This window comes from Paenibacillus sp. FSL F4-0100 (assembly GCF_037993005.1).
Lineage (GTDB): Bacteria > Bacillota > Bacilli > Paenibacillales > Paenibacillaceae > Paenibacillus_AQ.
In genome coordinates this window covers 2,247,993-2,266,004 of the sequence record NZ_CP150303.1, presented here as the reverse complement: position 1 = coordinate 2,266,004, position 18,012 = coordinate 2,247,993, and the positions used below count along the sequence as shown (strand labels likewise).

The following is an 18,012-nucleotide window of genomic DNA, read 5'->3' as shown; positions in this document are numbered from 1 at the left end:
CCGCCTAGTATACCTCTTTAGGTTCAAGACTCGGTTCACGGTTCTCCAGCGTCTCCCAGCCTTCTTGTTTCAAAAGTTCCAGCTGCGCCTCAACCAAGGAACGGAAGCGGGTGCGGTAGATGGAAGCCTGCTTCTTCAGCTCTTCAACCTCAAGCGCGATTTTGCGGGATTTACCTAGCGCATCGTTAATGATCCGGTCAGCATTCTTCTCGGATTCCTTAATGATCAGCTGAGCTTCCTTCTTCGCGTTGTTCTTCAGCTCATCCGCCGCCTCCTGAGCGACAATGATGGTCTTAGACAAGGTTTCCTCAATATTCGAAAAATGATCCAGTCTTTCTTGCATCGTCATAAGCTGGTTACCCAACTCTTTGTTCTCCCGGATCACACTTTCATAATCCTTAATAATCTGATCCAAAAACTCGTTGACCTCGTCCTCATCATAACCCCGAATTCGACGGGCAAATTCCTTGTTATGTATATCAAGCGGCGTCAATGGCATGGTGTGCACCTCCTAAATATATGGGCCTTACAGGACGGTTCATCCGCTGTGTTAGCCAAACCACCCGTCCGTGAAGACAATAGCGGTCATTTACGATTTATCGGTAAATCCATTGTAATTTTGAATGTTACTTTGTACTCATTCGACAAAAAAACGGCAATTCCTTCAAAGGTCAGGCATATTTCCCAACCTTGATACGGTACCGCCCTTTTTTCGTCAGGCTTCCTGTCTCCAAAACTTTAAACCGTCCAAATCCTTGGATGGAAACGACATCGCCTTCTTTTAAATTCGTTGAGGGATCCTCTTCCACTTTCCAGTTCACGCGGCATCGGCCAGCCTTGATCGGCACCACGATTTTCGTACGGCTGATGCGGTATGCATCACTGGCGATCCCGTCGAGTCTCATGGAAGATACCGTAATGTCCATCGTTTCAAAATTCGTGCGGGCAACCTGAAGCTTGTCCAGCGGCAGCAATTCCGTCATCACATGCACCCGGTGGACCTGGCTGAGATTGAGATGGAGGAACGCGCTAATATCGTCGGCAACGACCGCATGGCAGCCGTCCGCGAGCACATGGATGTCACCGATCTTCGATCTTTTAATGCCAAGACCCAATATCGAACCCATATAATCGCCATGCTCCAGCTCCAGAAACTTCTGATCCCCGGAAGAGATGCTGAGCACCTTCATCTTGAAATCCTCGCCTTCAAGCGTTCGGTAATCTGGAGCGATCAACGCTCGCGCGCGTTCTGCATCAGCATGTCCACCATCAAACATAGCATGCACATCCGGATGACGATTCACAAGTGATTCCAGAATGAATCGCTGCCGAGGGTCCAGGAAATCCGTCAGTTTTGCTTCATGGTATTGTCCGGCATTGACAACCCACTCCCAAGCCCGGTCCACAAATTCCCGTTCATCCTTGTGAAAATGATCGTAGATGTCCAGTCTCATCGCTGATTCACCTGCTTACAGGAAATATCCGAGAATTGCGTACACGCCGCGCTGTGCCAGTTGAAGCACAAACAGTGCGACGATCGGGGAAATATCGATCATACCCATAATCGGCGGAATGAAGCGGCGAAAAGGTGATAGATACGGCTCCACTAACTTGCCAAGCAGCTCACCGATAAAACTTTCTCTCACGTTCGGAAGCCATGACATTAAAACGTAGACCAAGATCATATAAAAATAAATTTGGAACAGCGTTCCGACGATACTATAAATTTCGTAGGTCAAAGCCTAAATCACCTCATTCTGTTATATTCATGCTCGTCCGCTAGAATCTCCGAGATTGAACCTTGGATCTCCACGGTGTCCGGCGTGCATAGGAAGATGTTCCCGCCCACCTTTGAAATTCCGCCGCTAAGCGCATACACGGTTCCGCTTAGAAAATCGATAATGCGCAGCGCTTGATCATTCCTCACACGCTGCAGGTTGACCACAACAGTTCGGAAGGAGCGCAGATGATCTGCAATCTCCTGTGCTTCATCATATGAACGAGGCTCCACTAATACCACCTTAACGTTCTTCTGTGAATGAATGCTAACGATATTGCCGCTCTTTTGGTTCTTCCGATGATCAAACGGCGTTGCCTCCACCGGCTCTTCCTGCGAGGCCAGAACCTCGCGTTCCACAACTTCTTCTTCCTCTTGCAGTCCCAAGAAATTCATAAACCGGTTCATCACGCCCATCGTCAATCCTCCTCTTTCCCTACTAAAATCGAGCCGAGACGCACCCAGGTCGACCCTTCCTCTATGGCTACTTCAAAGTCATTGGACATGCCCATGGACAATTCAGTCAATGGCTCCGCCGTAAGCGCCTGCTTGTTCAGCTCATCTCTTAGTTGTCTTAAACCACGAAATACAGGACGCGTCTGCTCCGCCGACGATTCGTATGGAGCCATGGTCATGAGTCCGGTCACCTTTACGTGTGAAAGACTGTTGATTTCCTTCAAAAACTCGGCTGCTTGCTCAGGAGGCAAGCCATACTTGGATTCCTCACCCGAGATATTGACCTGCATAAAGGCGGATACCTGCAGATTCAGCGCAGCAGCCCTCTTCTCCAGCTCATGAGCCAAGGACAAGCGGTCGAGCGAATGAATATATTGAAATTTATCAATGACATCCCGGACCTTATTGGTCTGAAGATGGCCGATGAAATGCCATGTGCCGCGATCTCCAAGAGCTTCCCACTTCGCCTGGGCATCCTGCCAGCGATTCTCGCCAATATGCTGCAGACCCTGATCCAGTACCGAAGCTGTCATATCCAAGGAGACATATTTAGTAACTGCAATGATATTTACATCCTTTCGGTCCCTGCCACTTCTTGCGCAAGCCTCCGTTATTCGCTGTTCCACTTGATCGATACGTTCCTTCAAACTCAAGGGACGACTCACCTCTTTCTCATCCCGATCCAACTTGCCATACGACCCGTAGTCCCTCCATCTTTACGATAGGAGAAGAACAGATCGTGATTGCAGCTTGTACACCATGATGTACATTCGATATGATCCGCCAATATTCCTGCTTTAATCATAATGTGTCTGTTTATTTCTTTCAAGTTCAGCATGTATTTCCCGTGTCCCTTGTCGATATAAACAGCTGAATTTGTAACTTCCTCGGATATAAACTCCCCGATTCCAATATCGCGGACACGATCCATGACTCGATCATCTACCTCGTAACAGCACTCGCCTATGGATGGACCAATCGCTGCGTGAATGTGCTGAGGCAAACTTCCGTATTCCACAGCCATCCTGTCGACCATTTTCTCAGCGATGCTTCCCACCGTCCCCTTCCACCCAGCATGTGCCAAACCAACAGCACCCGTAACCGAATCCCAAAAATAAAGCGGCACGCAGTCCGCGTAAAAGGACGTCAATAAAACGCCGGGAACATTGGTTACAAGTCCGTCCGTATCTTGAAAAGCCGAGGCCCGGTCCAAGCTCCCTCTGCCCCTGTCCTTATCATGAACCACGCCAATCTGAACATCATGGACCTGTTCACCGCAAGTCCAGTCTTCCAAAGAAAAGCCAAGCGCCGCAGCGGTCCGTTTCCGGTTCTCTACAATGTCACCCGGCTCGTCTCCGACATGAAAGGCTAAATTCAAACTATCATAGGGGGCCTGGCTAACGCCGCCATCTCGGCCTGTGAAACCGGCCGTGAGTGCGACGCTTCCCGATTCCCCTCTCCATTTTTCGAGCACAAACAGACTCGGTGTCTGCTGATTCTGCCTAACAAACGGTTCCATGCGCATCCCACCTCTATGACCAGTGTAACAGAAAACCTACGCCGGAGACACATTAACCCATCCGTCTGTTTAGAAGGTTCGCCGGTCCGGTCTGTCCAGGTATTCCACCGATTCCTGATCATCGGGCGTTCTCCGCAATTCCTCTATTTTGACAAGGACGACATCCGAGCCAATCTTGACGATATTCCGCCACGGAATAATCAGGTCGCTCCCGCCGCCAAACAGCCCCATAAATTTACCGTAGCTAGGCACCACAATCGCTTCAATCCGGCCCTGCCGCAAGTCTAGCTCCAGATCGCTGATCTGTCCGAGCCGCTTGCCATCAATGATATTAATAACATCCTTCGTTTGAAAATCGGAAATTTTCATCTTTTTCCCCACCATTTGATTATCAGGTATCATGCACATCACACCTTAGATGTATTTGAAGGTTAGCCGTCCATCCGTTTTCATTCCATATCCCTCTGTTCAATATATGAGCCGATTGGGTAAAATAGCTTATTTAAAATTAAAAAAACGATCCCATGAACGGGATCGTTATCTGTTCGATTGATGGCTGGTCTTCTTACGTTTTGACGTGTTTCTGCATCTGCTTGATCGCTGACTTCTCCAGGCGGGACACTTGAGCTTGGGAGATGCCGATTTCATCCGCAACTTCCATCTGGGTCTTGCCTTCATAAAAGCGCATGGATAAAATCATTTTCTCGCGTTGTCCGAGCTTGTGCATCGCTTCCCGGAGGGCTATTTCCTCAATCCAGGACACATCTTTGTTCTTATCATCACTGATTTGATCCATCACATATATCGGATCGCCACCATCATGATAAATCGGCTCAAACAGCGAAACGGGATCCTGAATAGCATCAAGTGCAAAAACAACGTCTTCCTTGGGCACGTTCAGCGCTTCGGAAATTTCAAAAATCGTCGGTTCACGCGAGTTCGCATTTGTCAGCTGATCCCTGACCTGAAGCGCCTTGTAAGCAATATCACGCAGTGATCGGGAGACGCGAATCGGGTTATTGTCCCTTAAGTACCGACGTATTTCTCCGATAATCATCGGTACGGCATACGTGGAAAATTTAACATTTTGCGATAAATCAAAATTGTCAATGGCTTTCATCAATCCGATGCAGCCTACCTGAAACAGATCATCAACAAACTCTCCCCGATTGTTAAACCTTTGGATGACACTGAGCACCAGTCTCAGGTTGCCGTTCACCAGTTTTTCTCGAGCCGATCGTTCATTGTTCTGCTGCAGATTATGAAACAGTTCCCTCATTTCTACATTCGTCAGAACAGGCAGTTTTGACGTATCCACACCACAAATTTCAACTTTGTTTCGCGTCATGATGACTAACCTCCCAAGGAGAAACATTACTGTACATTATCTCCGAGGGGGGCTATTTTATTCCTTGCGATTTCCAGTTACACCATCTTGTTGAATTCTTTGCGGAGCCTCTTAATAATTCTCTTCTCCAATCGGGAAATGTAGGATTGTGAGATTCCAAGCAGATCTGCCACATCTTTTTGCGTCTTTTCCTCGCCGTCCTGAAGGCCAAAACGAAGCTCCATAATCATGCGTTCCCGGTCGCTTAATTTATCGAGTGCTTTTTGCAGCAGCTTCCGGTCGACCTGCTCCTCGATGTTACGGTAAATGGTGTCATTCTCGGTACCCAATACGTCGGACAGGAGCAATTCATTGCCGTCCCAATCGATATTCAGCGGTTCGTCAAAAGAAACCTCGCTGCGGGTTTTGTTATTCCGGCGCAAATACATCAAAATTTCGTTCTCAATGCAGCGCGAGGCGTATGTAGCCAATTTGATTTTTTTCTCCGGGTCAAACGTATTCACCGCTTTAATCAAACCGATGGCACCAATCGATACCAAATCCTCGATGTTAATGCCGGTGTTCTCGAACTTGCGGGCAATGTAAACAACCAGACGCAGGTTACGTTCGATAAGCATGGCACGGGTGGCCGCATCGCCTGTAGGCAGCTTCTTGAGCAAGAACTCCTCTTCCTCTTTTGTAAGCGGCGGCGGGAGCGCCTCGCTTCCTCCGATATAGTAGATTTCCTGACTCTTCAGGCCTAGCAAAAAAAGTACGCGATAATACTGCAGCTGCAATGCTAATCTCCATTTAACGGGCATCTCTTATCCTCCTAAACGTTTTCCCGTAGGGATAACTGACTTCATAGCGTAATTTTCATTCTTCTAGTTCGGCATGCATTGGAAATGTCATAAGGGTTTTCAAAGACTTATCCATGCGGTTCGCTGCAAGGACGGCAGCATGCGAGCACTATGAAAATGGCTTCACCGTTATCATCCTGCATTCTCGGCTTCACCTGATTCCGGACCGGTTCCTCCATTGAGCGATGAAGCGCCCATTTCGGTAGAATGTCCATTCATCTTCGGGGTACCTTCTCCTTCCGTCAACGCCGGATGTATGATGGCCCTGTATGCCCTGTCACCCGAGAGCGTCCCGCCATCAAGACCAATCAACACCTTGGATGCCGAATATTCAAATCCTCCCAGTTCGATCCGTACCATGTCGGGCTTTAGCGCAAGCATGAAGGCAGCCCCCCGGTTAACACCGCGATACGGAACAAGCCGCAGACGGTCTTGCCATTCAAACTCCTCTGCCGCCAGCCCCATGATTAATTTGTCCGGTTCCCCCTCCATCAACTGTTTACTCCATCCCTGAGGCAGGTGGGCTTCCCACAATGCTGCTTCCATCACCATAACCGGCGTACGCGTTAAGGGATCACTCAATTGGTTACCTGTATCCAGAAGCCCCACACAGGATATTTTGGCGCTGCCGATCCATACGGACACCTCTCCCAATAAGGCTTCCCGGTTCTCGGTTTTACGTTTCGTGGTCTGAACGGCTTTAAACGCGAATACAACTACAAAAAAGGTAATGCACGCAAACCAAAATCCCACCTTTAATTCAAACGATAGCCCTCCCGATGTCGTATACCATATCCCGCTGAACAGTTCTCCCGAATTTTGGACCAAGTAATGAACACCGATAATGCCTCCGGCTGCGGCAAAATTCACCATATAAAATGCTCCCAAATTCCGCAGATAACTCTGTAAACTTGCAAAGCCGAAAGCTATCCATAACATGATCAACGAAAGTCCAAATTTGATGAGAAAGGTAAACAAAAATGACAGCTGCGGGACAAACATCATGACGACATACAGTGCGCCTACCACAGAGGATAATGCAAGTCTCCACCACCTTGGCCGAACCCTGCGCATCCAGGCGGTCAAAGCCAGCAAAATGCCGTCAATGACGAGGTTTGCCAAAAATATGAGATCAATATAAACAACCAGGTTGTTCACCTGCCTAGTCGAAGAATCACTTCGGTTATCCTTCTGTTGTTTGCTGGGCAATGGGAGATGTTACTAGTATAAGAAGAATAGAATTCAAAGTCTGTCTAAACCTGTGGGCGGTTTATAGACTTTTTTTGTCGATGAAGGGCAGTTTTTAAAAGACCCGAACCAAGAGCAGCCACTTGGCGTTATCAGCAATCTCTATTTTGGAAGGAAAGCTTGGGGAATATCCTTAAATTCTACGGTATTTACCCATTGGCGGGTTCTTATTCGTGAAAGTGTGACAGCATTAGCTGTAAGATCCTACAAATGAAACAAAAGGAAGAGAACGAGGTTTGAATACAAAAATAAGCCTGTCTTCATCATGATGACGAAGCCCAGGCTTATTTATATTAATCATTATTGCGGGAACGATTGCGAAGGAAAGTGGGAATATCAAGCTGATCATTGCTGTTCTGGTTGCCAAATGGCTTCAGATTCACATTACTCTTGTCCGTTGCCGACTGCTGTTGTTGCTGCTGTTCCTCTTGAGGCACAGGACGACGTCCAGGAGGGATTGGAGCAGGCTTGCCTTCAAAGCCGGTAGCGATAACCGTTACTTTGATTTCATCCTTCATGTTTTCCTCAATAATCGCACCGAAGATCATGTTCACTTCCGGATCGGAAGCTGAAGTTACGATCTCGGCCGCTTCATTTACTTCATACAAGGAGAGATTGGTTCCTCCCGTAATGTTCATGATCACACCACGTGCACCTTCGATAGAGGTTTCCAGCAGTGGGCTCATGATTGCCTTGCGGGCAGCCTCGGAGGCACGGTTCTCACCAGTAGCCAGTCCAATACCCATCAGGGCCGAGCCACGTTCTGTCATGATCGTTTTGACGTCGGCAAAGTCAAGGTTGATCAGACCCGGCACTTGGATCAGATCAGAAATGCCCTGAACGGCCTGGCGCAATACGTTATCAGCTTCTCGGAACGCTTCCAGCATCGGTGTCTTCTTATCCACGATCTCCAGCAAGCGATCATTCGGAATGACGATAAGTGTATCCACTTTCTCTTTCAATGCTTCAATGCCAAGCTCCGCTTGGGAAGCACGCTTGCGGCCTTCGAAGGTAAACGGTCGAGTCACCACGCCTACGGTCAGTGCGCCGCATTCCTTTGCGATTTCAGCAATGACAGGTGCAGCACCCGTTCCGGTTCCGCCACCCATACCGGCCGTAACGAATACCATATCGGCACCCTTCAGGGTGTTCATGATCAAATCGCGGGATTCTTCCGCAGCCTTCTTGCCTACGTCAGGATTGGCGCCGGCACCAAGACCGCGAGTCAGCTTATCCCCGATTTGCAGTTTATGTTCTGATTTGGCAAGGTGGAGTGCCTGAGCATCCGTATTGACTGTAATAAATTCAACACCCTGCACACCATTCTCAATCATTCGGTTAACGGCGTTGCTTCCGCCGCCACCTACTCCGATTACTTTTATTTGAGCTAAGCTCTCCATTTCAAAATCAAATTCCAACATCTAATCCATCTCCCCCTCAATGTGCGTGGATGGCACGTCCACAGTCGAATGAATCCGCTATATAAACTCGCTGAACATCTTTTTCAAGCGTTCAATAAATCCCGGCTTCTGGCTGGTCTCCTGAGTTGCTGCGACAGGATTTTGCTGCTTAGCGCGGTTCACCGGTTTCTTGCTATTTCCGCTGCTGTTGTTGCTTCCTCCTGTATTGCGTACACGTACATTCCGGATTGCATTATGGAGGATGCCGACTCCGCTGCAGTATCCCGGATCACGAACACCGATGAAATCGGGAACCGCAATCCGTACGGAAGTCGCCAGCTCATTTTGTGCCACCTGCAGCACACCAGGCATGGACATAGTGCCCCCAGTAAGTATATAACCACCAGGAAGCTCACTGTAACCCAAGCGCTTAATTTCTTGGCGCACCAATTGGAAAATTTCCTGAACGCGAGGTTCTATGATAGCTGCCAGATCTTCTTGGGTGAACTCCTTGTCCACATTGCTTCCAATTCTCGTTACTTTAAACGTTACTTCGTGTGCGGCACTCTCGATCAGCGCGCATCCGTACTTCAGCTTAACCTTCTCTGCTTGATCCGTTAGCGTTCGCAGGCCATAAGCGATATCATTCGTAACGAAATCTCCACCAACCGGGAGCGTCGAAGTTGCGGCAATACTGCCTCCCTCGAACACAGCCAACGTGGTTGAGCCCGCCCCGACGTCAACCAGCACCGAACCCATCGTTTTCTCGTCCTTGGACAAGGATAGCTGTCCGGCACCAAGCGGAATCAGCACCAGATCCTTTACTTTCAGGCCTGATTTCTCCACACAACGTAACAGGTTATGTATTGCCGTTTTGGCGCCAGTAATAATCGTCGCTTCAACTTCCAGTCTTACGCCGATCATTCCTCGCGGATCAGAGATTCCTTCCAAACCGTCAACTACAAACTGTTTAGCAACCACATCGATAATTTCACGATCCGGAGGAAGCGCCACGACTTCCGCTGCTTTCAGCACGCGGTCGATGTCCTCTTCACCAATTTCGCGATCCTCGTTCGATACTGCCACAACTCCATGGCTGGATTGAAGTCCGATATGATTTCCAGAAATGCCGACATATACTTCGGATATTTGAATACCGACCATACGCTCCGCATGATCAACAGCGCTGCGAATGGATTGTACGGTCTGGTCGATATCTACAATTGCACCTTTGCGAATTCCCTCCGAGTCGGCAGATCCAACTCCAATAATATTAAAGGTTCCATTATTAACTTCCCCAATAATAGCACGAACTTTGGATGTACCGATGTCCAAACTAACAATGATGTCATTGTTGCTCAAGCCCTGGCACCTCCTGTTTTTAGCAAATTAATTTTGATAATAAAGAATACATTTCTACTTATTCAACACTCGCAGGTCTTTCCCTCTTTTTTCAACATTTTTTTTACTGCCAACATTTGCTATAACAGGCCGTAAAAGTCATTCAAAAAAGAAGAGCCGAAACAAGTTGTCAATACATTCAATTGTACCATTTATTCCAATCCCTGAGTAGGGGGTTATTGCCCTTCTTCCGCGTCTTCTCCAACTTCTTCTACAAACGGCACATAAGAGTCCGCTTCCAGCATCGTAATCTTACCCGGCCGCTCCATTTCGGTCACCTGGTTCAGGTACTCTACTTTGTCACGGAGCAAGGAAACCGAAGTGATGACTTCGAACTTGGAACGTGTATACATCTTGATCCGATCCGGAAAAGACAGCGTCGGAGACGGCATGATTTCCGAGATATCGGAGGTCAGGCTGCCCGAAATCTCCGCAAGCACCTCGCTAAGCTCGGCCTTGTTGGGATCGTCCGGAGCCCAATTGGTCAAAATCGGCTTCTCAACGGCAATACCGCTCGCTGTAACAGGAACTGAGGTGCCGCTGGCCAATATGGCTTGAAGTTCCCCGCTTTCGGACAACTCGTAGGCCACCGTAGGATGCTCCGTCACCACGATGCTGACTTCGCCCGGAAAGCTCTTGACCACTTCAGCCGACTTAATCGTTCCCAGCTTCATCAGGCGTTCCTGCACATCTTTCGGCTCAACGCCAAAGTACTGGTCTCCGATGTGGAGTCCGCTTTGCTTGATAAGCTGCTCATTTGTATTAAACGTATTGCCTGTAAAATGAATCTCGGTAACTTGGCTGACTGACGACCGGAAAAATAGAATCGTCAACAGGGCTACGAATAGCAGCAAAAGTATCCCTATGATTTTTTTGGCTGTTTTCGGTTTGGGCTTGTCCTGCTTAAGGACAGGCATATGTGTCTTGGACATATCCACTCTCTCCATAAAGACCTGTTATCCCCTCCTTTTCCGGAGGGGAAGCACAGGACCTCAATTGGCTAAATCAAGCGGTTTTGGCACCGGAGATTGACGATAGATCCGAGCGCCTAAACCTTGGAACATGTTTTCAATACGATCATAACCGCGATCAATATGGTGAACTTGCTCCACCACGGTTGTTCCCTGCGCGGCCAAACCGGCGATGACGAGCGCCGCTCCAGCCCGAAGATCGGTTGCCTCCACCGTAGCTCCATAAATTCTCTGAACACCGCGTATAAATGCATAGTTCAGATCCGTGGAAATGTCCGCCCCCATACGGGAGAGTTCCTCCACATGCTTGAACCGTCCTTCGAATACCGTCTCTTTCATTACGCTAAATCCGTCCGCCAAGGACAGCAAGACCATGACCTGGGATTGCAAATCAGTCGGGAACGAAGGATACGGTGAAGTCACAATACGTTCCACCGCTTTAGGTCGGCTCATACAGCTTATGTTTATTATATCATTGCATATACTGGTTTGAACACCGGCGCGCTTTAGCACATGTATAAGGGAAGTTAAATGAGATGGATTGGTCTTTGTAAGCGTTACACTACCGCGGGTGACGGCCGCTGCGATCATGACGGTGCCGGCTACGATCCGGTCCGGTATGATCTCGTACTCGCAAGGCTCCAGACGCTCCACGCCATGGATCGTGATGGTATCCGTTCCTGCGCCGATAATGTTCGCTCCCATCTTGTTCAGGAAATGCTGAAGGTCCTGAATTTCAGGCTCTCTGGCGGCATTGGTGAGCACCGTTGTGCCAAACGCCGTTGCTGCTGCCATCATGATATTCTCCGTTGCCCCTACGCTGGCAAAATCCAGATGAATATCAGTCCCGACCAGCCGGCTTGCCCTGCAATGGATCTTATCGTTACTCTCCTCGATTTCCGCACCAAGCGCCTGCAATCCCTGAAGATGGAGGTCGATCTTACGTTCTCCGATCGCGCAGCCTCCGGGCTGATAGATCGTCACTTCACCAAAACGGGCCAGCAGAGGTCCCATCAAAAAGATGGAGGATCGCATCTGCTTCATTAAATCTTCCGGGACATGAAACGAATTGGCAGACGAGGTATCCACGGTAACCGTCTCCAGCTCATGCTTGCATTTGGAGCCAAGACGGCTGAGAATGCTGAGCATCACTTCAATATCCAGCAGATGCGGGACATTGCTTAATCTTACCGTTCCTTCTGCCAGAAGACTTGCCGCTAGAATAGGTAAAGCTGCATTTTTTGCGCCATGGATACGAATGGTTCCTGATAGGGGCCTTCCACCCTCAATCACCAATTTGTCCAATGTATCACCTCCGAGTTTACCGCTCGCCCAGAACGTACACCTCAGGCACCATATGAATTCCGTTCTTTTCCGAGATGGTTTCCTTGATGCGTTCCATCAAAGCGAGCACGTCCTCTGCTGTCGCTTGACCGGTGTTCTCAATGAAATTGGCATGCTGTAAAGAAACTTCTGCTCCCCCGATCCGTAGGCCCTTAAGACCGGCAGCCTCGATCAACCTCGCGGCATGGTCGCCGGGCGGGTTGCGAAACACACTGCCTGCCGTTGCGGATTGGAGCGGCTGTGTACGCCGGCGACGGTCCTTGTAGGAGGCCATAACAGCTGAAATTTCTTTGCGGTCTCCTTGTCGGAGCCCAAATACCGCTTCAGTCACAATCCCTTTTCGTTCATGCAGAATGGAGTGTCGGTAATCAAACGCCATATCTTTCGCAGCATACGTAACCAATTCCCCTGTTTCCAGTACAATGTCAGCGGACTTGAATATGCGTGACACATCTGACCCATGGGCACCTGCATTCATGTAGACGGCCCCTCCGACCGATCCAGGAATGCCTCCGGCAAATTCAAGACCGGATAATCCTTCTTTTCCGGCCAGAACACTGAGCTTGACAAAAGACAGACTGCCGCCTGCAGTTACCGTCTCTCCCTCAAAATGAAGCTCCTCAAATCCCTGGCCCAGCTTGATGACCGCTCCCCGAATGCCTTTATCGGCAACCAACATGTTTGAACCGCGGCCCAGTTGTGTCCAAGGTATGTGATGGGCATGGAGAAGAGTGACCAGTTCCCTGAGCTGTTCCTTGTTCTCAGGAATAATCAGGCAATCGGCTGGTCCGCCTATTTTCCACGTCGTGTATTTTGCCAGCGGTTCATTCCATAATACGGTTCCGACATTGGCCTCTGATAGTAGCGATTTCCACTGCTGCATTTAAATAAACCTCCCCTTGACTTTCAAAACCAAAAGGCCATTCCTTCAACTAGATGAAGAGATGGCCGCTGTCAGTAATGCCGGCCTCATGGGTGTGTCACGATTATAGAGTATCTTATGTCAGGCTCCATAGGTGTGTGACAATCGCCCAGCCGTTTTAGCGTTTACCGGTTAACCGGCGGATTTCTTGAACCATGACGGTAGCCGAATCCGGTTTGCCGAGCTTTTTCGAAGCCGCGGACATCGCCTCTCTGGTAGAGCGACTGGTCATGATCTCCTCAAGCTTTCGAAACAGCGTTTCAGCCGTCAAATCCTTTTCAAGAATCATGCTGGATGCGCCCGCTTCCTCCAATTGCCTCGCATTCGCCTCCTGATGGTTATTGGTGACGTTAGGTGAAGGTATAAGTACAGATGGAATGCCCAGCGATGTAATCTCCGCCAGGAATGAAGCTCCAGCACGATTTACAATCAACGAAGTAGCCGCAAGCACTTCCGGCATATTATGAACGTAAGGCACGATATGAAGATGATTCGGCATAGTACCGAGCTGCGACAGGATGGATTCCCGTGTGTTCTCAAAATACGTATCGCCCGTCACAAACACAAAATGTACGCCTGACAGTTTCTGTATGAACGGTGCCATCCCGATCATCGCGTTATTGATCGCCTTGGCTCCCCGGCTTCCGCCGACGATCAGCACGACCTGGCTGTCCACCGGAATGCCGAGCGTAGCAAATCCACGTTCACGATTGGCGGATAATACCGTTGTCGCACGTGGATTTCCTGTATATACCGTTCTTTTGGCTTTAGGAAAAGAGGACTCCGATCCCTCAAAGCTGACGGCAACCGTATCCGCATATCGGCTAAGGAACTGGTTGGTGAGGCCCGGGATCGCATTCTGCTCATGAATCATGGTCGGTATTCCGAGCTTGGCCGCTGCATAAACCACCGGACCACACACATAACCTCCGGTACCGATCACGACATCGGGTTTAAACTCCTTCAGGAGGGCCTTCGATCGCTTCACGCCTTTGAAAAAACGCATGATCGTCTTCACGTTATCCAGCGACAGCTTGCGCCGGAACCCCGTGATATCGATGCTCTCAAACGGCAGCTTCTCTTGGGGTACCAGCTTGCTTTCGAGACCCCGCTGGCCTCCGATATATAAAAACTCCGTTTTCGGATCTTCTTTTTCACATTGTCTTGCAATGGCAACGGCGGGGTAAATATGCCCCCCCGTTCCGCCGCCGGTTAATACGACACGCATACCCTTCACCTCGCATAACGGGAAATATTTAATAGAATGCCCAGCGCCGTCAGCATCAGCGTCAGTGAGCTGCCTCCGTAACTGATGAGCGGCAGCGTAATCCCTGTCACCGGCATTAAACCGATAACGACACCGATATTGATAACGACCTGAATGGCGACCATGCCTACGATACCAACAGCCAGCAGACTTCCAAAGCCATCGGATACGGTCATGGCCACCCTCATGCCCCGCCACACCAAGGCAGCGAACAAGAGCAGGACAATCAAACCGCCAATAAACCCAAGTTCTTCGGCCAAGATCGAAAAAATAAAATCTGTCTGCGGTTCAGGTACATAAGCGTACTTCTGACGGCTCATGCCAAGTCCGAGTCCGCCAAGTCCCCCCGGCCCTATGGCATAGAGGGATTGGATGATCTGATACCCTGCGCCAAGCGGGTCGGACCACGGATCGAGAAATCCAGTTATCCGCTTCAGCCGGTAGGGGGCTGTTAGAATCAAACCAATGAAACCGGCTACCCCGCCTAATGCGAGAAAGCCCAGATGCTTCATCTGTGCCCCTGCGGTAAAAACAATCATCATCGCAGCACCCAGCATAACGGCACCCGTACCCAAATCAGGCTGCAGCATAATCAATCCGAATGCCAGTCCGATCAAACCAAGCGGCGGCAAAAGCCCCCTAGTAAAAGACGTAATATCATAATCTTGCTTACTAAGCCAGCGTGATAGAAACAGAATCATCCCCAGCTTCATAAACTCGGAGGGCTGAATACCGAACGAGCTGATGCCGAGCCAGCTTCTGGCCCCGCCGCGAACAACGCCAACCCCTGGAATAAGTACGATAATCAGCATAAAAAAGCAGACCAGCAGTGCAAGCTTGCTGTATTTCTTCCAAACCCGATAGTCGGTCTTCGATGTGAAATACATTGCGGCAAGCCCCAGACAGGCAAAAAACAGCTGACGCTTCACAAAATAAAACTTATCGCCATAGTCATGAAATGCGAGGACGGATCCTGCGCTATATACCATGACGATTCCGATGGCCAGCAGGGCCAAAATACAGATAAGCAGCCACAGATCGGGCGCCTGGCGGTTCTTGTTCATGGAAAGGCCACCTCGTACATCCTAAGTAGGGGCTTATCCACCCCCCTACTTAAAGGTTATGCACCGCCTCTTTAAAAATGCGTCCTCGTACCTCAAAGGAAGGAAACATGTCCCAGCTTGCACATGCGGGAGATAGTAGAACAATATCCCCGCTCTCTGCCAGCCCGGCAGCCTTCTGGACAGCCGAGGTTAACGTCGCGGCGGCGTCCTTTCCATTATCGACGAGGAAGATGTCCTTTAATCCGGCTTTGGCAGCAGCATTCGCGATTTTCTCCTTGGTTTCGCCAAGAAGCACGATGGCTTTCACCCTTCCTTGCATAGAAGGAATCAAATCCTCGTAATCCGAGCCACGATCAAGCCCGCCAGCGATTAATACGATAGGCTCCTTAAACGAAGTCAACGCCATATGCGTCGCCTTGGAGTTCGTTGCCTTCGAGTTATTGTAATAGGATACGCCCTTAAGTTCGGCAACGTATTCCAGGCGGTGCTCAACGCTGCGGAAGCTGGACAAAGCTTCTTCCAGCTTATCGGGGGCAACGCCGGCCGCTATGGCAATTGCACAGGCTGCCAATGCATTCGCTACATTAAATCTTCCGGGCAGTCCGATGTTCTCCACACGGATGATCTCATGCGTGAACCCTTCGCCATCTGTATAAATCACGGTACGCCCTTGATCGTCTTCGTCCGAGTCCTGGGCACCGGCAGCATACGGCGGCATGACGTGAACCCCTTCACGAAGGCTCTCACTCATCGAAAAAGGCACGATGCGCGCCTTGATATACGGAACAAGGTTTCTGCACACGGGATCATCCCAATTGAGCACAGCGGTATCATCCGCAGTCTGGTTGGCGAACAGCTTGGCTTTGGATGCAATATAATCATCCATTCCGCCATGGTAATCAAGATGTGTTTCCGCAACGTTGAGAAGGCAGGCAATACGCGGTCTGAACGCCTGTGTTCCTTTTAACTGAAAGCTGCTCAGCTCAACGACCATCCAGTCGTTTTCAGTTGCTTCTGCTGCAGCCTCAGATAGAGGCGTGCCGATATTACCGGCTACAATCGGGGAAAGACCTGCGCTTTCCAGCAGCTTGCCCACCCAGGTTGTCGTCGTTGTTTTGCCATTCGAGCCCGTAATGCCGATGATCGGAGCTTCACACAGGTGATAGGCGATTTCAACTTCGGTTACGACAGGAATCTCAAGCTCAAGCGCTTTTTGAACAGGCGGGACGGAATACGGAATTCCGGGATTTTTGACAAGAAGCGTCACACCGGGATGAATAAGATCATCGGGATGTCCACCGCAAATAACAGAAATACCCAAAGCCTCGAGCTCCGAAGCTTCAGGACACTGTTCTCTTTCCTTTCTATCATTTACAATGACGAAAGCCCCAGCTTGATGCAGCACTTTAGCTACCTGTACTCCACTTTTGGCAAGGCCCAATACTACGATATTCTTATCCCGATAGTCATCTAGCTGCTTCATATGTTACAACCCCTTGTTGATATAAAGTCCGAGTCCCGCAAGTATCAGTCCCACGGCCCAAAATGTAAAGACGACGCGCCACTCCGACCAACCGGATAATTCGTAATGGTGATGGATCGGGCTCATTTTGAATATTCGTTTGCCCCGGGTTTTGAAAGAGATCACCTGAAGCACAACAGATAGCATCTCGATGACGAAGACTCCGCCAATGATCAGGAACAGCAGCTCGCTCTTGGTTACGATAGCAATGGCGCCAATGGCACCGCCGATTCCTAAAGAGCCTGTGTCTCCCATGAACACCTTGGCAGGGTGAGCGTTAAATACCAGAAAACCGAGAACCGCACCGATCATCGCTGCTGCACAGAATGCCGCCGCAAACGAGGTAGACTGGATCGCCACAATGGCATAAGCACCAAAGGCAATTGCACTCACACCGGACAGAAGACCATCCAATCCATCGGTGAAATTGACCGCGTTGCTGATCGCAAGCATCATGACCACAATGAACGGATAATAGAACCACGGCCCCCAATCAAAGGACCAATCCATTCCTGGAACGCTTATTGCCGTGCTATGGCCGTTGGAGATCAATAACCAGCACATAATACCGGAAAACAGAAGCTGTCCAAACAGCTTCTGTCTAGCCGTGAGTCCTAATGATCTGCGAAATACGATCTTAATATAGTCGTCAAGAAAGCCGATCAAACCAAAGCCGAGCGTGGCTACGATCATTACATAGAAATCAGTATCGACAGGTGAAAATTTAATATAAGTCAGTGTAAAAGCAAGCAAAATTACAACGCCGCCCATCGTGGGCGTCCCGGCTTTTTTCAAGTGACTCTGCGGACCGTCGCTCCTTACCTGCTGGCCGAACTTCATCCTCCGCAGCAGCGGAATGAGCAGCGGAGCCGATATCACCGCAAGCACAAACGCTACACCGATTGTCAATAACAGCAATTGAAAGTCCATCAGC

At 49.6% G+C, this 18,012-nt stretch carries 19 protein-coding genes; all 19 read right to left on the bottom strand.

Going from position 1 to position 18,012, the window contains the following annotated elements; genetic code table 11:
- Positions 1-4: 4 nt before the first annotated feature.
- A complete protein-coding gene (locus tag MHH48_RS09910) occupies positions 5-499 on the bottom strand; it encodes a DivIVA domain-containing protein (protein ID WP_076320648.1) in 495 nt (164 codons plus the stop codon).
- A gap of 172 nt (positions 500-671) precedes the next feature.
- Positions 672-1,454: a YlmH/Sll1252 family protein gene (locus MHH48_RS09905; protein ID WP_076320647.1), complete on the bottom strand. Its 783-nt coding sequence runs from the start codon at positions 1,452-1,454 to the stop codon at positions 672-674.
- Positions 1,455-1,469: 15 nt separating this feature from the next.
- Positions 1,470-1,739: a YggT family protein gene (locus MHH48_RS09900; protein WP_076320646.1), complete on the bottom strand. Its 270-nt coding sequence runs from the start codon at positions 1,737-1,739 to the stop codon at positions 1,470-1,472.
- A gap of 8 nt (positions 1,740-1,747) precedes the next feature.
- Positions 1,748-2,194, bottom strand: coding sequence for a cell division protein SepF (locus MHH48_RS09895; protein WP_009589651.1), 447 nt, complete (start codon positions 2,192-2,194; stop codon positions 1,748-1,750).
- A 2-nt stretch (positions 2,195-2,196) separates the two neighbouring features.
- A complete protein-coding gene (locus MHH48_RS09890; protein WP_076320645.1) occupies positions 2,197-2,886 on the bottom strand; it encodes a YggS family pyridoxal phosphate-dependent enzyme in 690 nt (229 codons plus the stop codon).
- Positions 2,887-2,894: 8 nt separating this feature from the next.
- Positions 2,895-3,752: a peptidoglycan editing factor PgeF gene (gene pgeF, locus MHH48_RS09885; protein ID WP_076320644.1), complete on the bottom strand. Its 858-nt coding sequence runs from the start codon at positions 3,750-3,752 to the stop codon at positions 2,895-2,897.
- A gap of 69 nt (positions 3,753-3,821) precedes the next feature.
- A complete protein-coding gene (locus tag MHH48_RS09880; protein WP_256720380.1) occupies positions 3,822-4,121 on the bottom strand; it encodes a YlmC/YmxH family sporulation protein in 300 nt (99 codons plus the stop codon).
- Between the two features lie 196 nt (positions 4,122-4,317).
- Positions 4,318-5,100: an RNA polymerase sporulation sigma factor SigG gene (gene sigG / locus MHH48_RS09875; protein WP_006209087.1), complete on the bottom strand. Its 783-nt coding sequence runs from the start codon at positions 5,098-5,100 to the stop codon at positions 4,318-4,320.
- A 77-nt stretch (positions 5,101-5,177) separates the two neighbouring features.
- Positions 5,178-5,900: an RNA polymerase sporulation sigma factor SigE gene (gene sigE, locus MHH48_RS09870; protein ID WP_071222992.1), complete on the bottom strand. Its 723-nt coding sequence runs from the start codon at positions 5,898-5,900 to the stop codon at positions 5,178-5,180.
- Positions 5,901-6,071: 171 nt separating this feature from the next.
- Complete coding sequence (gene spoIIGA, locus MHH48_RS09865) at positions 6,072-7,088, bottom strand: sigma-E processing peptidase SpoIIGA (protein ID WP_076321294.1); 1,017 nt, start codon at positions 7,086-7,088, stop codon at positions 6,072-6,074.
- A gap of 392 nt (positions 7,089-7,480) precedes the next feature.
- Positions 7,481-8,608 (bottom strand): cell division protein FtsZ, encoded by a 1,128-nt coding sequence (ftsZ, locus tag MHH48_RS09860; protein WP_076320642.1) that lies wholly within the window; start codon positions 8,606-8,608, stop codon positions 7,481-7,483.
- Between the two features lie 57 nt (positions 8,609-8,665).
- Complete coding sequence (gene ftsA, locus MHH48_RS09855) at positions 8,666-9,949, bottom strand: cell division protein FtsA (RefSeq protein ID WP_076320641.1); 1,284 nt, start codon at positions 9,947-9,949, stop codon at positions 8,666-8,668.
- A 215-nt stretch (positions 9,950-10,164) separates the two neighbouring features.
- A complete protein-coding gene (locus tag MHH48_RS09850) occupies positions 10,165-10,920 on the bottom strand; it encodes an FtsQ-type POTRA domain-containing protein (protein ID WP_076321293.1) in 756 nt (251 codons plus the stop codon).
- 60 nt (positions 10,921-10,980) lie between these two features.
- Entirely contained in the window at positions 10,981-12,264 is a 1,284-nt protein-coding gene (gene murA / locus MHH48_RS09845; RefSeq protein ID WP_076320640.1) for a UDP-N-acetylglucosamine 1-carboxyvinyltransferase, read from the bottom strand.
- A 16-nt stretch (positions 12,265-12,280) separates the two neighbouring features.
- Positions 12,281-13,186, bottom strand: coding sequence for a UDP-N-acetylmuramate dehydrogenase (gene murB / locus MHH48_RS09840; RefSeq protein ID WP_076320639.1), 906 nt, complete (start codon positions 13,184-13,186; stop codon positions 12,281-12,283).
- A 157-nt stretch (positions 13,187-13,343) separates the two neighbouring features.
- Complete coding sequence (gene murG / locus MHH48_RS09835; RefSeq protein ID WP_076320638.1) at positions 13,344-14,453, bottom strand: undecaprenyldiphospho-muramoylpentapeptide beta-N-acetylglucosaminyltransferase; 1,110 nt, start codon at positions 14,451-14,453, stop codon at positions 13,344-13,346.
- Between the two features lie 5 nt (positions 14,454-14,458).
- A complete protein-coding gene (gene spoVE, locus MHH48_RS09830; RefSeq protein ID WP_076320637.1) occupies positions 14,459-15,556 on the bottom strand; it encodes a stage V sporulation protein E in 1,098 nt (365 codons plus the stop codon).
- 49 nt (positions 15,557-15,605) lie between these two features.
- Positions 15,606-17,039 (bottom strand): UDP-N-acetylmuramoyl-L-alanine--D-glutamate ligase, encoded by a 1,434-nt coding sequence (gene murD, locus MHH48_RS09825; RefSeq protein ID WP_076320636.1) that lies wholly within the window; start codon positions 17,037-17,039, stop codon positions 15,606-15,608.
- A 3-nt stretch (positions 17,040-17,042) separates the two neighbouring features.
- Positions 17,043-18,008 carry a phospho-N-acetylmuramoyl-pentapeptide-transferase gene (gene mraY, locus MHH48_RS09820; RefSeq protein ID WP_076320635.1) on the bottom strand — a complete coding sequence of 322 codons (966 nt, stop codon included), beginning with the start codon at positions 18,006-18,008 and terminating at the stop codon, positions 17,043-17,045.
- Positions 18,009-18,012: the final 4 nt, after the last annotated feature.

Coding starts and splice junctions, on each gene's coding strand:
- MHH48_RS09910 (WP_076320648.1), bottom strand. CDS start 499: ATGCCATTGACGCCGCTTGATATACATAACAAGGAATTTGCCCGTCGA.
- MHH48_RS09905 (WP_076320647.1), bottom strand. CDS start 1,454: ATGAGACTGGACATCTACGATCATTTTCACAAGGATGAACGGGAATTT.
- MHH48_RS09895 (WP_009589651.1), bottom strand. CDS start 2,194: ATGGGCGTGATGAACCGGTTTATGAATTTCTTGGGACTGCAAGAGGAA.
- pgeF (WP_076320644.1), bottom strand. CDS start 3,752: ATGGAACCGTTTGTTAGGCAGAATCAGCAGACACCGAGTCTGTTTGTG.
- MHH48_RS09880 (WP_256720380.1), bottom strand. CDS start 4,121: ATGAAAATTTCCGATTTTCAAACGAAGGATGTTATTAATATCATTGAT.
- sigG (WP_006209087.1), bottom strand. CDS start 5,100: ATGACGCGAAACAAAGTTGAAATTTGTGGTGTGGATACGTCAAAACTG.
- sigE (WP_071222992.1), bottom strand. CDS start 5,900: ATGCCCGTTAAATGGAGATTAGCATTGCAGCTGCAGTATTATCGCGTA.
- ftsZ (WP_076320642.1), bottom strand. CDS start 8,608: ATGTTGGAATTTGATTTTGAAATGGAGAGCTTAGCTCAAATAAAAGTA.
- MHH48_RS09850 (WP_076321293.1), bottom strand. CDS start 10,920: ATGTCCAAGACACATATGCCTGTCCTTAAGCAGGACAAGCCCAAACCG.
- murB (WP_076320639.1), bottom strand. CDS start 13,186: ATGCAGCAGTGGAAATCGCTACTATCAGAGGCCAATGTCGGAACCGTA.
- murG (WP_076320638.1), bottom strand. CDS start 14,453: ATGCGTGTCGTATTAACCGGCGGCGGAACGGGGGGGCATATTTACCCC.
- spoVE (WP_076320637.1), bottom strand. CDS start 15,556: ATGAACAAGAACCGCCAGGCGCCCGATCTGTGGCTGCTTATCTGTATT.
- murD (WP_076320636.1), bottom strand. CDS start 17,039: ATGAAGCAGCTAGATGACTATCGGGATAAGAATATCGTAGTATTGGGC.
- mraY (WP_076320635.1), bottom strand. CDS start 18,008: ATGGACTTTCAATTGCTGTTATTGACAATCGGTGTAGCGTTTGTGCTT.